General features: G+C 31.5%; 16 protein-coding genes. All 16 read right to left on the bottom strand.

From position 1 onward, the window contains the following. Positions 1-25: 25 nt before the first annotated feature. The 16 genes from CKL_RS06415 to CKL_RS06340 all read right to left on the bottom strand — a co-directional run bounded on the left by CKL_RS06415 (position 26) and on the right by CKL_RS06340 (position 14,728). Positions 26-679, bottom strand: coding sequence for a phosphatase PAP2 family protein (locus tag CKL_RS06415; RefSeq protein WP_012101690.1), 654 nt, complete (start codon positions 677-679; stop codon positions 26-28). A gap of 124 nt (positions 680-803) precedes the next feature. Further along, positions 804-1,136: a phosphoribosyl-ATP diphosphatase gene (gene hisE / locus CKL_RS06410; protein ID WP_041700783.1), complete on the bottom strand. Its 333-nt coding sequence runs from the start codon at positions 1,134-1,136 to the stop codon at positions 804-806. Between the two features lie 35 nt (positions 1,137-1,171). Continuing rightward, complete coding sequence (gene hisI, locus CKL_RS06405; RefSeq protein ID WP_012101688.1) at positions 1,172-1,492, bottom strand: phosphoribosyl-AMP cyclohydrolase; 321 nt, start codon at positions 1,490-1,492, stop codon at positions 1,172-1,174. Positions 1,493-1,546: 54 nt separating this feature from the next. Then, entirely contained in the window at positions 1,547-2,308 is a 762-nt protein-coding gene (hisF, locus tag CKL_RS06400) for an imidazole glycerol phosphate synthase subunit HisF (RefSeq protein ID WP_012101687.1), read from the bottom strand. A 2-nt stretch (positions 2,309-2,310) separates the two neighbouring features. Continuing rightward, on the bottom strand, positions 2,311-3,027 hold the full coding sequence (gene hisA, locus CKL_RS06395; protein WP_012101686.1) for a 1-(5-phosphoribosyl)-5-[(5-phosphoribosylamino)methylideneamino]imidazole-4-carboxamide isomerase: 717 nt from the start codon (positions 3,025-3,027) through the stop codon (positions 2,311-2,313). 30 nt (positions 3,028-3,057) lie between these two features. Beyond that, complete coding sequence (gene hisH, locus CKL_RS06390) at positions 3,058-3,666, bottom strand: imidazole glycerol phosphate synthase subunit HisH (RefSeq protein WP_012101685.1); 609 nt, start codon at positions 3,664-3,666, stop codon at positions 3,058-3,060. A gap of 15 nt (positions 3,667-3,681) precedes the next feature. Beyond that, complete coding sequence (gene hisB, locus CKL_RS06385; RefSeq protein ID WP_012101684.1) at positions 3,682-4,266, bottom strand: imidazoleglycerol-phosphate dehydratase HisB; 585 nt, start codon at positions 4,264-4,266, stop codon at positions 3,682-3,684. Positions 4,267-4,288: 22 nt separating this feature from the next. After that, positions 4,289-5,344, bottom strand: coding sequence for a histidinol-phosphate transaminase (hisC, locus tag CKL_RS06380; RefSeq protein WP_012101683.1), 1,056 nt, complete (start codon positions 5,342-5,344; stop codon positions 4,289-4,291). Between the two features lie 14 nt (positions 5,345-5,358). Beyond that, the gene (gene hisD / locus CKL_RS06375) at positions 5,359-6,666 is read right to left on the bottom strand and encodes a histidinol dehydrogenase (protein WP_012101682.1); all 1,308 of its coding nucleotides are present in this window, start codon (positions 6,664-6,666) and stop codon (positions 5,359-5,361) included. Positions 6,667-6,676: 10 nt separating this feature from the next. Then, positions 6,677-7,336 (bottom strand): ATP phosphoribosyltransferase, encoded by a 660-nt coding sequence (gene hisG, locus CKL_RS06370; RefSeq protein ID WP_012101681.1) that lies wholly within the window; start codon positions 7,334-7,336, stop codon positions 6,677-6,679. A 74-nt stretch (positions 7,337-7,410) separates the two neighbouring features. After that, positions 7,411-8,586, bottom strand: a complete 1,176-nt coding sequence (locus tag CKL_RS06365) for an ATP phosphoribosyltransferase regulatory subunit (protein WP_012101680.1) — start codon at positions 8,584-8,586, stop codon at positions 7,411-7,413. Positions 8,587-8,721: 135 nt separating this feature from the next. Then, entirely contained in the window at positions 8,722-10,716 is a 1,995-nt protein-coding gene (locus CKL_RS06360) for a methyl-accepting chemotaxis protein (protein WP_012101679.1), read from the bottom strand. A gap of 212 nt (positions 10,717-10,928) precedes the next feature. Continuing rightward, positions 10,929-11,798: a DegV family protein gene (locus tag CKL_RS06355; protein ID WP_012101678.1), complete on the bottom strand. Its 870-nt coding sequence runs from the start codon at positions 11,796-11,798 to the stop codon at positions 10,929-10,931. 122 nt (positions 11,799-11,920) lie between these two features. After that, the gene (locus CKL_RS06350) at positions 11,921-13,198 is read right to left on the bottom strand and encodes a sensor histidine kinase (protein ID WP_012101677.1); all 1,278 of its coding nucleotides are present in this window, start codon (positions 13,196-13,198) and stop codon (positions 11,921-11,923) included. 116 nt (positions 13,199-13,314) lie between these two features. After that, the gene (locus CKL_RS06345) at positions 13,315-14,055 is read right to left on the bottom strand and encodes a lantibiotic immunity ABC transporter MutG family permease subunit (protein ID WP_012101676.1); all 741 of its coding nucleotides are present in this window, start codon (positions 14,053-14,055) and stop codon (positions 13,315-13,317) included. Position 14,056: 1 nt separating this feature from the next. Then, complete coding sequence (locus CKL_RS06340) at positions 14,057-14,728, bottom strand: lantibiotic immunity ABC transporter MutE/EpiE family permease subunit (RefSeq protein ID WP_012101675.1); 672 nt, start codon at positions 14,726-14,728, stop codon at positions 14,057-14,059. Positions 14,729-14,763: the final 35 nt, after the last annotated feature.

Genomic DNA, 14,763 nt, shown 5'->3' with positions numbered 1-14,763 from the left:
AATGTAATTTAATTGTCAAAACTGCTTATTGTTCACTATTTATATTAATATATTTATTTGAAAGTATCATTTCACATTTTTCTAAGATAAATCCTACAGCAAATCTATATAATATCTCTGCTAATATTATAGCAGAAATCAAGTCTAAAATTACATGTTGTTTTACAAATTGAGTAGATAATATTATAAATATACCCGTAAAATTTATACTCATTTTATTGAACTTATTTTTTACCCCTTCCATACATCCCCTTATAGCTGCATAGGTTGTCAAGACATGTATGCTAGGAAAACAATTAAAGGGCTTATCCCATCTATAGGTAAGCTTAATAATACCTATAAAAATATCTCTGCCGTAAAGGGCAGGTCTAGGTACTGTTGTCTGAAAGAAAAAATAGGTCATATAACACAGAAGCATTCCTAAAATTATGGTGATCATAGTTTTATAATAAATATTCCTGTAGTTAAAGCAAAAATATATCAGTACTAATATCAAAAAAGGATACCATGCCCAATACACAACTATAAACTCCTTTATAAAGGGCACCTGTTTATCTAAAAAAGTGACTAAATTATAACAGCCATTGAGAGGATTGTTTAATTTTCTATAAATTACATTTATTGCAGGTATTACAAGCATGAGACTTAGAGGTATAATATTAAATTTTATATTTTTCAAGCTATCATCAGCTCCTAAATAAAGTTTATCTATAATTTTTATTATAGATATTAATTCTTAAATATTTACTATTTAAATGCTTAAATATTTGTTAACTTATATGCAGCCCATAATAGCATGAAAATTATATTTTCTCTATAGCTTTTCTATCCTGCTTTTTATTACATATTTTTTGCCTTCTCTTTTCAAGTTCTTTTCTTAGTTCTTCCAGTGTTATATTTTCATTTGCCATCAAAACTAAAACATGATATATAAGATCACATATTTCACAAATCTTATCTTCTTTATTATCATTCTTGCTGGCAATTATAACTTCTGAACTCTCTTCTCCAACTTTTTTTAGTATTTTATCCAGTCCTTCTTTAAATAGATAATTAGTATAAGAACCATCTATTGGATTTTCTTTTCTATCTTTTATAACATTATATAATTCTTCTACCACACTTTGTAATTCCACCAATAACTACTCCTTTTAAAATTTTATTATTTAAACTATATACTTCTATAAAAACAACTTCTATTTCCAGTATGACAGGCAGCTCCTATCTGTTCCACTTTTATTAAAAGTGTGTCATAATCACAATCTACACTTATACTTTTTACATATTGATAATGACCGGAAGTAGACCCCTTATTCCATAACTCTTTTCTGGATCTGCTCCAAAACCAGGTCTTTCCCGTTTCAATAGTTTTATTTAAAGATTCTTCATTCATGTATGCCACCATAAGCACTTCTCCATTTTCAAAATCTTGAATTACAGCAGGAATAAGCCCTTTTTTAAAATCTATATTTTTTAAAATTTCCTTTTCCATATTATCACCTATTTTAATATATTCCATAATTATATTTTTTACAAGAACTATTCCTTATAATCTTACAGGAATATCTCTTTTATGAAGATATTCTTTTACATCCTTTATTTCTAATTCTCCATAGTGAAATAAAGAAGCTGCAAGGGCTGCATCTGCACCAGTATCTTCAAATACATCATAAAAATCCTCTAAAGAGCCGCATCCTCCAGAAGCTATTACAGGAATATTTACAGATTCGGCCACTGCCTTAGTAAGTTCTATATCATATCCATTTTTAGTGCCATCTGCATCCATACTTGTAAGAAGTATTTCCCCTGCTCCCAAACTCTCCACTTTTTTTACCCATTCTATGGCATCTATTCCTGTATTTTTCCTTCCACCTTCTATAAATACGTCCCAACCCTGGTCCTCTGCTCTCTTTTTTGCATCTATTGCAACTACTACACACTGGGAACCAAATTTATCTGCAGCCTCATATATCAAATTGGGATTTCTTATAGCCGCTGAATTTACAGATATTTTATCTGCCCCTGCCCTGAGTATAATCTTAAAATCATCTATTCCTGATATTCCACCGCCTACAGTAAGGGGAATAAATACCTTTTCTCCAGTTCTCTCCACTACGTCAATTAATGTTTTTCTCTTCTCATAGGTGGCTGTAATATCTAAAAATACTATTTCATCCGCCCCCTGTTTATTATAATACTGTGCTATATCCACAGGATCTCCTACATCTTTTAAATTTACAAAGTTTATCCCCTTAACTACTTTTCCCATATTTACATCTAAACATGGAACTATTCTTTTGGTAAGCATTTTTAATTTCCTCCTATCTCTATGGCTTTTTTTAGAGAAAGTGTTTTAGCATATATAGCTTTTCCAACTATGGCACCATATACATTTTCTTTTTTAAGACTTTTAATGTCTTCTATATCCTTTATGCCACCTGAAGCTATTACATTGCATTTAACTGAATTTTTAAGTTTTAAAAGTTGTTCTAAATTAGTTCCCTCTAAAGTTCCATCTTTGCTTATATCTGTAAATATTAAAGTCTGTACTCCTATTTTTTCCATTTCCTTCCCAAAATCTATATAATTTGTTTTACTAAGAGTGGTCCAGCCATCTGCTGCAGGTACGCCATCTTTTGCATCTATTCCCACAGCAATTTTTTCATCATAATTTTCTACAGCTTTTATTACCAGTTCCTTGTTCTTTAGTGCCGCTGTTCCAAGTATTACTCTACTTACACCTAGTTTTATAAATTTATCTATGGTTTCTATATTCCTTATTCCTCCGCCAACTTCTATAGGTACATCTACATTCTTCACTATTTTAGATATTATATCTAAATTTTCACCACTTCCCTTTAGTGCTCCATCCAAGTCCACCATATGTAAATACTGGGCACCTTCACTTTTAAATTTTAGTGCTGTTTCGAAAGGGTCTCTTGCCACAACCTCCTGTGAATTCATATCCCCCTTATATAATCTGACACATTTTCCTCCTTTTAAATCTATAGCAGGAAGTATTATCATATAAAGCCGCCTCCTTAAAATAAGCTAATTTTATTTATTTAAAAGTGTTGCAAAATTCTCTAATATCTTAATACCTACATCCCCACTTTTTTCGGGATGAAATTGTGTTCCATATACTTTTCCATTACTTACAACTGCAGGCACTTCAATTCCATAAACACTGCAGGCATTTAAATTTTCTTCATATTTCATATCTGCATAAAAAGAGTGTACAAAATATACATAACTATTTTCTGGTATGGACTCCAGCAGGGCGCATTTCTTTTTTAAATTTAAACTATTCCATCCCATGTGAGGTATTTTTATATTTCCATAAAGCTTAGCTATATTTCCTGGTATAAGACCTAATCCCTTGCAGTTTTTTATTTCTTCTCCAGTGTCAAATAAAAGCTGCATTCCAAGGCATATACCAAGCAGTGGTATCCTCTTTTCCACAGCATTTTTTATAGCTACATCCAGTTTCTTGCTTCTTAGGTTTTTCATAGCTTCAGGAAAAGCACCTACTCCCGGTAGTATCACTCCCTGACTATTCTCTATATAATCCTTATCTGAAGTTATTTGGGCTTCTTCCCCTATATATTTTAATGCTTTTTTTACACTTTTTAAATTTCCCATTCCATAATCTATAATAGAAATCAAAATTATCCCTCCTCACTAAATCATTCCCTTAGTAGACATGGTTCCCTCTATTTTTTCATCTATGGATACTGCCTCTCTTAAAGCGTGGGCAAAAGATTTAAAAACAGATTCTATAATGTGGTGAGTATTTTTACCGTAAAAGACTTTTATATGAAGAGTCATTTCAGCATTAAAGGCAAGTGCTCTAAAAAACTCCTCTATCAGCTCCGTATCCATTTCTCCCACCTTGGAGTTTTTTAACTCTCCCTGAAAAACTAAAAATGGCCTTCCACTTAAATCTACAGAGCACATAGACAAACTTTCATCCATAGGTATAAAAAAAGTTCCATATCTTTTTATACTCTTTTTATTTCCTAGTGCCTTTTTTATGGATTTTCCAATACATATTCCCACGTCCTCTACGGTGTGATGAAAATCCACATCCAAATCCCCCTTTGCATACACATCCATATCCATAATTCCATGCTTCGCTATCATACAAAGCATGTGATTAAAAAATCCTATACCTGTATCAATATTATATTTTCCCCTGCCATCTAAATCTATTTTCACTTCTATATCCGTTTCATAGGTTTTTCTTGAAATTTCTCCTATTCTCAATAAGACACCTTCCTTCTGAAAATTATTTTAGTATTTTACTTAAATTATTTATAACAGCTTCATTTTCTTCTCTACTTCCCACGGTTATTCTTAAAAAGTCCTTAAGCCTTCCTTGTTTGTAATTTCTAACAACTATTTTATTTTCAAGAAGATATTTATACACAAATTCTGCATCTTTAAATTTTATAAGTATAAAATTTGCACAGGTAGGATATAATTTAATCTCTTTAAAAGCACTTAATTTATCTATTAAAAAACTTCTTTCATTCTTTATATTCTCTAAAGATTTTTTTATATATTCTGTTTCCTCAAGTACAGCTTCACCTATAGCTTGAGTTACAGAACTTACATTAAAAGGAGGCTTTGCTTTTTTTATTTCATTTAACATAAAAGAATTGGTAATTAAAAATCCCAATCTTATGGCAGCAGAAGCCATGGCCTTTGAACAGGTTCTAAGTACTATGAGATTTTCATATTCATATATGCTGTCTACTATGCTTTCTTCATGAAATTCAACATAGGCCTCATCTATAACTACTGCACAATCACATCCATTTAATATTTTAAATATCTGCTCTCTTTTTAAAACTTTTCCTGTAGGATTATTGGGATTTGACAGGAATAATACTTTCACTTTCTCCACATTTGCACTTTCTATAAGTTTATCCACATCTAGATTAAATTCTTCATCCAGCTGAAAAATTAAAGCCTTCCCTCCACCTATTTCCGAATAATTTCCATACATAGAAAAATCAGGTTCTACAGTCATTATATTTTCATTTTTATCTACAAGCGCAGCTATAATAATCTGTATAAGTTCATCTGACCCATTTCCTGCCATTATATTTTCTCTGTTTATGCCCACATATTTAGAATATGCCCTGCATACTTTTTCTGCCCCGGCATCAGGATACCTATTAAACTCCACATCTTTTATTTTATTTAATATCTTTCCCATCATATAATCATCTAGTTTTAAAAAACTCTCATTGGCATCCAATTTTATTTCATAATCCAATTTAGGTACAGTATAGGGTACAAATTTTTGAAGATTTTGTTTGAATAATTTCTCTATCATAATTTTCTCTCTCCTTAAGCTTTATTTCTTACCATTATGGAGTTGGCATGTGCAGTAAGCCCTTCCCCTTGTGCCAATTTTACAATTTTATCTCCTATTTTTGAAAGTGCCCTCTCTGAATAATGTGTAAAACTAGATTTTTTTATAAAATCATCTACAGATAAAGGAGAAAAAAATCTGGCAGTACCGCTGGTAGGCAGCACGTGGTTAGGTCCTGCCATATAATCCCCTAAAGGTTCTGGTGAAAAATCCCCTAAAAATATGGAACCTGCATTTTTTATATCCCCAAGTACCATAAAAGGATCCCTTATGCAAACCTCCAGATGTTCCGGAGCTATTTTATTTGATATATCCAAAGCCTGTTCTATACTTTCTACCAACATTATAACTCCATGATCTTTTAAGGATTTTCTTATTATATCTTTTCTTTCTAAGTGTTCTATCTGTTTTTCAAGCTCTTTTTTCACCTCTTTGGCTAAATCTTTAGAAGTGGTAATAAGTATGGAGGAAGCCATTAAATCGTGTTCCGCCTGTGACATTAAGTCTGCTGCCAGATAGGATGCCTTTGCCCCCTCATCTGCAATTATCAATATTTCACTAGGTCCTGCTATCATATCTATATCCACATAACCATACACACTTTTTTTAGCCATGGCTACAAATACATTTCCAGGACCCACTATTTTATCCACCTTATTAATACTCTCAGTGCCAAAAGCCAGTGCGCCCACAGCCTGAGCTCCTCCCACTTTATATATCTTGTCTACTCCTGCTATATCTGCAGCCACCAAAATATTAGGATTTATAGTTCCATCTTTCATAGGAGGTGTCACCATAATAATTTCTTCTACTCCGGCTACCTTGGCCGGAATAGTATTCATAAGTACGGAAGATGGATATGCCGCCCTACCTCCAGGTACATATATACCCACCCTTTCCAAGGGTCTTATTTGCTGTCCAAGCATTATTCCATCTTCCCTTGTAGTTATCCATGAATTTCTTTTCTGTTTTTGGTGAAAAAACATTATATTTTCAGAAGCTGTCTTTAACGCTTCTATAAACTCATCTTCTACTAATCTATAAGCATCTTCTGTTTCGCTTTGGGTTACCAGCATATTCTCTTTTGTCACATTACAGCTGTCAAACCTATTAGTATATTTTATAAGTGAGGTGTCTCCTTTTTTCTTAACTTGCTCAAGTATTTCATTTACTTCTAAAATCACATTGTTATGTGCTTCTTCCTCTTTATTTCTAAGGTCATTGAAATATTCTTTTCCCTTTTGTGTATTTGCTTTTATAATACTTATAATTTCCTCTTTCATGGACTCCCTCCTACCTTACAGCTTTTTCTATTTCATTTATCTGCACTTGCACCTTATTTATTATTTTTTCTATCTCTTCTTTTTTCATTTTCATGCTGGCCATATTAACTACCATCCTGGCACTTATACTGCATATATCCTTGTAGATAACAAGACCATTTTCTTTTAATGTACTGCCTGTTTCCACTATATCTACTATGGCATCTGCAAGCCCCAGTATAGGTGCAAGTTCCACAGAACCTTCTATTTTTATAATTTCCACATCCTGCCCTAGCTTTCTAAAATAACTCCTTGCTACATTTGGATATTTAGTGGCAATTTTTTTTCTGTTATATCCTGAATAAAAATTGGAATCTTTAAGACCAGCCAGTGAAAATTTACATTTCCCAAATCCCAAATCCAATACTTCATAAAAGTTTTTATCCTGCTCAAGCAAAGTATCTTTTCCAACTATTCCTATGTCCACTACACCATGCTCTACATAAGTGAGTACATCAGGAGCTTTCACCAATACAAAATCTATATTGCTTTCCATATTATGAAAAATAAGTTTTCTCCCCTTATTTATAACTTCACTGCAATCTACACCAGCTCTTTCAAATATCTTTACAGCTTCTTTTTCTATTCTTCCCTTAGTTAGAGCTATTTTGATTTTTCTTTCACCATCCATACCAATTTCTCCATTTCTTTAAGTATCTAAAAACAAACAATAACCCACATATTAATTATCTACTTTTAAACACTTTATATTTTTAAGAACTTCATATTTTTACTATGTGCATATTCTCTGGCCTCTTTTTCTTCATCAAAATGGGTAATTTCTGCAACTATTCCTTTCTCTCTAAGGCTCTGCGCTCTTTCATATGCCTCTTTGAAATTTTGTTTGTTATAATAGACAAGCACCTTTTCATCATTTTTATCAGAAAAATTCCCATTTGTCTCAAGGGATTTAATTATTCCATCCACATCTATGGCAAATCCTGTAGCCGGTTTATTTTCTCCAAATTGTGCTATCAAATTATCATATCTTCCCCCACTTAGTATGTTTCCTCCAAAACCCTGAGTATACCCTCTAAATATTATTCCAGTATAATAATCTATATGGTACACCATTCCTAAATCTACGGACAGATATTCCCCAAGTCCTATACTCTCTACAATTTCATACACCTTTCTAACATCTTCTAAAGCTTTTATGGCCCTTTTATTACAAGTGAGACAAGATGCCTTTTCGATTATCTCTATACCTCCAAATAACTTTGGAAGTTCTTTTAAAACATTTAAGGAACTTTTTTCAAATTTACCCTTATTTTCATGAAGAATTTCATTCAACGCAGTAAAATTCTTAGTGTCTATGCTTTCTCTCAACTTTTCTTTCTCTTCATAATCAAGATTTGCATCTTCTACCAACGCCTTAAACATCTCTGCATGGCCAATCTCTATTTTAAAATTTTCAAGTCCACAATTTAAAAGAGATTTTATTCCCATTATAATCACTTCTGCATCTGCATTAATATCCTTTATTCCTATAACTTCCACTCCTGATTGAGTTATTTCACTATTTTTGCCATTTAAACTCTCATTGACTCTATATACATTTGAAGTATAGCAAAGCCTTAAAGGATAGACTGCATCCCTTAACTTAGTCCCCACAATTCTTGCAATGGGGGTGGTCATGTCTGCTCTTAAAGCTAATATTCTTCCTTGGCCATCAATTAATTTATATATTTTTTCCTGAGGCAAAGTTGAATTCTCTATATTAAATACATCATAAAACTCTAAAGTGGGGGATTTAACCTCTAAAAATCCACTATTTATATAAATTTCTCTCAATATATTTTCTACCTGTACTTTCTTTTTACATTCTTGAAATAAAATATCCTTTGTTCCCTCTGGTATATATTTTCTCCAATTAGCCATAGAAATCACTTCCTTGTTTTATCGCTTTAATTCAATGTAGTGCTAAATTAAATTATTAATGCTATTCTATCAGTTAATCTTGAAAATAGCAATATAATATATAAAAAATTTATAAGTAACTTTAATTTACAGAATCTAAATTTTAAATTTCTTCACTGTTTTATTAAGTTTCTCTGCCATTTCTGTTTGTCCCTGGGCTGTTACAGCAACTTGTCCTATTGATTTAGTATTTTTATCAATATTTGTTCTTATTGTTTCTGCATCGCCTAATGAATTTTGTATATTTAATGCCATGAATTGAACTGCCTCACTTAATTGGTTTATTGTAGCGGTAATCTGCTGGGAAAATGCCGCTATCTCATTAGACATTTTACTTGTATAATCTGAATCATTGTAATATTGATTTCCAATATCCTGAAAACTAACAAATTGAGAGTATATATCATCATTTATAAAATGTAATATCTCATTTGTGGTATAAGAAAGTTTTTCAAATGCTTCTTTGACTTTTATAATAGTCTCCTTGATACCTGATACTGCCTGTGAAGACTGTTCTGCAAGTTTTCCAACTTCTTCAGCCACTACTGCAAATCCTTTTCCCTGTTCTCCTGCCCTGGCAGCTTCTATTGATGCATTAAGGGCAAGTAAATTTATCTGTTCTGCTATACTGGAAATAGTATCTGCCATCATTACTATATTTTCCACTACTTTCCCATCTTCAATTGCCTTTATTACATTTTCTTCTTTCTCATTATATAAATTTTGAATATTTTCTATAATGGATTTGAATTTAGCCTTTATATGCTCAGATCTTTGTCTAAATTCATTTGCATTATTGCTTCCTTCCTCAGCCTTACTTGAAAGCTCATTTATGCTGGAATCCACTTCTTCTATAGATGCACTGATTTCTTCCGATACTGCACCTGACTCCTGTACAACATCTGTTATACTTTTTACAGCGCTGCCTGTTTCTTGAATTTTTGAGGATATTTCTTTGACGATTTTAGAAAACTCTTTACTTTCTATGCTCATCTTTTGGGAATTATGTGATATATCCTTGATTAATCCGGTTAATTCTTCCCTCATAATATTGAATGCATTTGCAAGTTGTCCTATTTCATCTTTTCTTTTTAATAGATAATCAGAACTATGATCTGAAGTCAAATCAAAATTCGAAGCTTTATTTACTACTTTCACCAGGGATAATATAGGATCCCCTATCTTTTTGCCAAAATACATGGAAATCAACACTGCTAATATTAATGAAGCACCAATTACCAATGTCAACCACCAGATTAATTCTCTCAATGGTTTTTCCAATTGAGCTTTAGGCACTGCCAAGCCAACTGTCCAGCCACAAGAATTAATTTTTGAAGTAGTAAAATATTTTTCTTTGCCATCATAATCCCGATTCAAAATTATATTTTTATTCAATATGCTTGAAAAATGTCCACCCATTACTTTTGTAATATTTTTAGCTCCCTCTGCTGTAGGCTTAAAATCCTTATTAGGATGAACCATAAAATTATTTTTATTATCAATTAAAAAAGCATAGCTATTACTTATAGGCTTTGCCTTATCTATAATATTCGTGATTGTATCCAATCTAATATCAGAACTTACAACTGCAACCACTTCATTATTTTCTATTATGGGTTTAGATATGGATATTATCATTTTCTTTGTTTCTGCATCCACATATGGCTCGGAATAAGCCAGAGCTCTTTTTTCAACAGCATTCTTATACCATATTCTTTTAGTACATACAAATGTATTGTCAGGCACCCATCCGGAACCATCTAAATATTTTTTATTATTAAAACCTACATATACTGCTAGAGAATAAAAATTTGAATCTGTTTTTTTCTTTAAATACTCCAGAAGTTTTTTATCATCTGAAGTTCCCATATGTTGTATACTATCACCAATCTCACTTACTATCTTTCCCTGCCCTTCAATCCAACCATTGATAATTTCCGCATATTTATCCGACTGTGCTGAAATCTTATTTTTAGATTCTCCAATTATGGAATTGTAAAATATAAAGTAACTGACTGCCGAAGACACCAATAGACTTAATACACATGTAACTGAAATTACCAATATTATCTTATGTTTAATAGTTTTCATAGATTTCTTCCCTTATATTTTTAGTTAGATCAATTTATATCAAATAATTAAAAATAGTATATAATTTAAGAATGTAAAGTACATTAAAACAATGTAAACTTTATATTTCTTTTAAAATACTCACATAAAAATAAAAAGAGACTAAGCAAATCCTTATTATGCTAAGGAAGCTAAGTCTCCAGTGCCTCTGGTAAACCATAATTTAAAACAATCTATCTTTCATTTCCCAGAAAAAACAAAGAAAGGGTACCGCACCCACAGTGAGCGGCCATGCCAAATCCCAGTATATTTATAATAAATTTATTATTTGGAAAATCTTCTTTTATAATTTTTTCAAGGAACATTGCATCTTCTAAACAATCTCCATGTGAAATACCTATAATCTGATTTTCCGTATACATACTCTTTTCTTTAAATTTCTCTGCAATACATTTAATTGCCTTTTTTCTTCCCCTAAGGTTAACTACACTTTTTAAAGTACCGTCTTCTTGAATACACATAATTGGTTTTACATTTAGGAGAGAGCCTACATTTGCTTTAAATGGAGGTATCCTTCCTCCTCTTTTTAAATATTTTAAATCTTCCACCATAAACCAATGGTTCATTTTAAGTTTATTACTTTCTATCCAGCTTACAATTTCATCTCCAGTGCACCCATTCTCTGCCATATAATAAGCATTATATACTAAAATACCCAGCCCCATTGATGCGGATTTACTATCTATTAAAGTTATATCAGCATCTTCAAATTGGCTTAACACCTCTTCCTTTGCCAGCTTTGCACTGTTGAAAGTACCGCTTATTCCTGAGGACAGACCTATGTATATTATAGGTCTTTTCTCCTTTAGCAGTTCCTTGAATTTTTCAGTAAATCTATATTCGTTTATTTGACAGGTATAGGGTAATTCGCCTTTTCTTAATCCTTCATAAAATTCCTTGTAGCTTAAAGACTCTCCAAAACTATCTTCATAATCTTTGCCTTTAAAGTTACAAATTAGACCTAAAAAGGGAATTTTGTTTTCCATAATAAAACTGCCTGGCAAATCACAACTGGCATCTGTCATAATTATGGGTTTTGTCATCTACACATCTCCCCCAGCATAATATATTATTTTCCACTAATTCAATTAAACCATAGGTATTTAAAATAAACAACAAATTACAATAATTTATTTGTGTCAAGTTCTAGCGGACACTTATTTACTTAATTTGTTGTGATGGATTTAGGTAATAATGGTACCTTCAAAACTACTTTTGCGCCGCCAATTTGTTCAGAATTTGACAGTTTCATAATTCCACCACTTAACTTTATAAATGAACTTGTAATAAATAATCCCATACCATAGTGATTTTTAGAACTTCTGCTCTTATCTCCCCTATAAAACTGCTCTGCTGCAAATTGCAGTTCTTCCTTTGAAAATCCATGTCCATTGTCTTCAATTAAGAACTCAAGTTCATTTTTACATCCATAAATTTTAAAAATCAGCTTTCCAAACTCCGGGGAGTACTCAATTGCATTTGAAACCACATTCATAATAGCCCTATATAAAAGTTCTTCATCCCCATAAAAAAATTCAGGTACACTTTCCATTTCATTTATAAGTTCAAGATTTTTTTCAGAAGCTAATGCACTTTCCTTATCTACAATCCTTTCAAAAAATGCTTTAGTTCTTATTTTGCCCTGCTTTAAAATCAGCCTATCCCCTGACTTTGTAATATCTATAAGAATTCTTAAGTATTTTTCAATTTCATCTGCACTTTTTAATATATAATCATTATATTTTATATTATCTGCTTCAATACTATTTTCTTTCATTAATTCTGCATTTCCTTTTATTATGGTAAGAGGTGTATTTATATCATGTGCCAATGCAGAAATTTGTTCTTTCCTTAATTTTTCCATATTCCACTGTTTTTCCAAAGATTCCTTCAACGCATTTTTCATATCATCTAAAGAATTAATAACTTCTTCAATTTCATGAATATCAGAATGTTTAGGCTCAAAGTCAAGATGCTTTCTCTTTATGTTATCTGAAACTTCAATTAGAACTTTAATCTCTCTAGATAGGTATTTTCCAAATATCACCGCCAGCAGAACAACTTCTCCTATAAATAATATCAAAAATAAAACTACTCCTAACAACTCTACATTTGCCAAATATTTTCTAATTAAAGGTGATTCAAATTGTGCCTTAATAGAATATTGAATAATACAAATGTCTTTTTTTCTATGAAATACCTTATAATAGCGATCTCCAAAAATAATATTTTGATTATTTTTCATTGCCCTCCATGCTTGCTCAGCTTGTTCAACTGTAAAACTTCCATAAAGCATACTATCTTTTTCATCATAAACACCATAATTACAGCCCTGAGGTATTAAATTTTTAGTCACCTTATCTGCATTCAAAATGGCACTGCTGTTTTCTTCAATCTTCTTCTCTGAATAATTGGCAGGTAATATAAAATGCTTTTCAATCATCACAACAACTAAAAATGAATATACTACTAAAAGTAAAATTGTTGCAAGACAAAAGCATAATATATATATGAGGCATCATCACATCCAGTAAAATCAAATCATAATCCAAACATCTTTCAACAGGGAAATATGATAGTTGCAATGCCACAAATATATATTCCTAATTTAAACCCATTCATATATAATCCCTGAAATTTATACAGTAGTACATTAATATCATATACATCACTATTCAATATAATATAATTTTGAATTATTCTGCCACCCCAGCTGCAGGGCAGCCATTTGCCTATTACATCCCCAAGTCCTGTAAGCATAAGAGCTGAAATCAGACTTTCTGTTATTCCAAGTCCTATGGAGGCCCCTGTTCCAAAACGAAAACTTAATAATAAGTGTAGTATATACAAAAATATTTGACTAAATAATAAAATTAAAATTATATTTCCATAAATATAAAAATTAAATACATCCTCATGAACTAAAAATTCCAATTCTAATGCAAAAATGCCAATAGCAATAATAAGAGAAAAAAATGCCATAAAAAGCAGCGCACATATTTTACTTGAAAAACTTAAAAGCTTGTGTTCTGACATCAAGAGCCCCCGAAAATTTCCCGCATCATATTCTTGTTCCACAGCCATAGCACATACTATACCAATTATCAATGGAAATCCCATGGATAAAACTTGTGTATACAGCCCCATCTTAGAAACATTATCTACTGCTGCAGTTGAAGTTCCATAATATGCAACAAATAATAATGAAATCAATATTGGAACAATAATGTGCATCCAAAATATTGCAGTGTGACGTACTTTATAAAAATCAGATCCTATTAATCTAATGAGCATGAACATATTACCTTGCCTCCTGATTTTCGTACCATTTTGCAGTAAAAAATGCAAGTATGACAAATAAGCTAACTATAATTATAATGCCTGGTAATATAACGCTGTCCCATAATAATTCCGGTGTAAAAGCCTGATTACCCTGAATAGCTGGTAACCCATTTGGCAGAACTTTTATAATTGGAATCATAAGTCTTGAAGGAACTGCATAGGGTATCATCCACAGCGTATCGTAAACAGCAAGCAGTACTCCTAATATACAGCAAACAATGTTGATTAATACTGTGGCAAACATTCCTATTTTACTTCCTAAAAACATACATAAAGGTATCTGCCATAGAAGTGTTATTATCAAGACTATACTTGCAAATACTGCATTTATCATTGGGATTCTTCCTAGTTTCCCTATTTCTAAAATATTTCCTATAAATACAGAGCCAAATAAATGAATCATAGATGCAATTACAATCATGCATACACATACAAGTACTTTTGCCATCCAAATCTTTTTTAAATCTACAGGTAAGGAAAGCACCGCCATATTTTTCATTTTTTTATCTTTAACAACAACTAATGTACATAATAAAGATATCATTCCTGGAAAAAGCATTACATACCACCAATTGTAACTGTCAATTTCAAAATATCTTGTGGTTAAAATAAAGGAAAGTGCTATTGCCAAAAAGGGGTAATAAAGATAAGTTTTCCTATAAAGGT

This window comes from Clostridium kluyveri DSM 555, from assembly GCF_000016505.1.
GTDB classification, from domain to species: domain Bacteria; phylum Bacillota; class Clostridia; order Clostridiales; family Clostridiaceae; genus Clostridium_B; species Clostridium_B kluyveri.
This window is presented reverse-complemented; position numbering and strand designations above follow the sequence as displayed.

Bases quoted from the DNA above. Each gene is read 5' to 3' on its own strand.
- hisI (WP_012101688.1), bottom strand. From the start codon at position 1,492: ATGGAAAAGGAAATTTTAAAAAATATAGATTTTAAAAAAGGGCTTATT.
- hisF (WP_012101687.1), bottom strand. From the start codon at position 2,308: ATGCTTACCAAAAGAATAGTTCCATGTTTAGATGTAAATATGGGAAAA.
- hisA (WP_012101686.1), bottom strand. From the start codon at position 3,027: ATGATAATACTTCCTGCTATAGATTTAAAAGGAGGAAAATGTGTCAGA.
- hisC (WP_012101683.1), bottom strand. From the start codon at position 5,344: ATGATAGAGAAATTATTCAAACAAAATCTTCAAAAATTTGTACCCTAT.
- hisD (WP_012101682.1), bottom strand. From the start codon at position 6,666: ATGAAAGAGGAAATTATAAGTATTATAAAAGCAAATACACAAAAGGGA.
- hisG (WP_012101681.1), bottom strand. From the start codon at position 7,336: ATGGATGGTGAAAGAAAAATCAAAATAGCTCTAACTAAGGGAAGAATA.
- CKL_RS06365 (WP_012101680.1), bottom strand. From the start codon at position 8,586: ATGGCTAATTGGAGAAAATATATACCAGAGGGAACAAAGGATATTTTA.
- CKL_RS06360 (WP_012101679.1), bottom strand. From the start codon at position 10,716: ATGAAAACTATTAAACATAAGATAATATTGGTAATTTCAGTTACATGT.
- CKL_RS06355 (WP_012101678.1), bottom strand. From the start codon at position 11,798: ATGACAAAACCCATAATTATGACAGATGCCAGTTGTGATTTGCCAGGC.
- CKL_RS06350 (WP_012101677.1), bottom strand. From the start codon at position 13,198: ATGATTGAAAAGCATTTTATATTACCTGCCAATTATTCAGAGAAGAAG.
- CKL_RS06345 (WP_012101676.1), bottom strand. From the start codon at position 14,055: ATGTTCATGCTCATTAGATTAATAGGATCTGATTTTTATAAAGTACGT.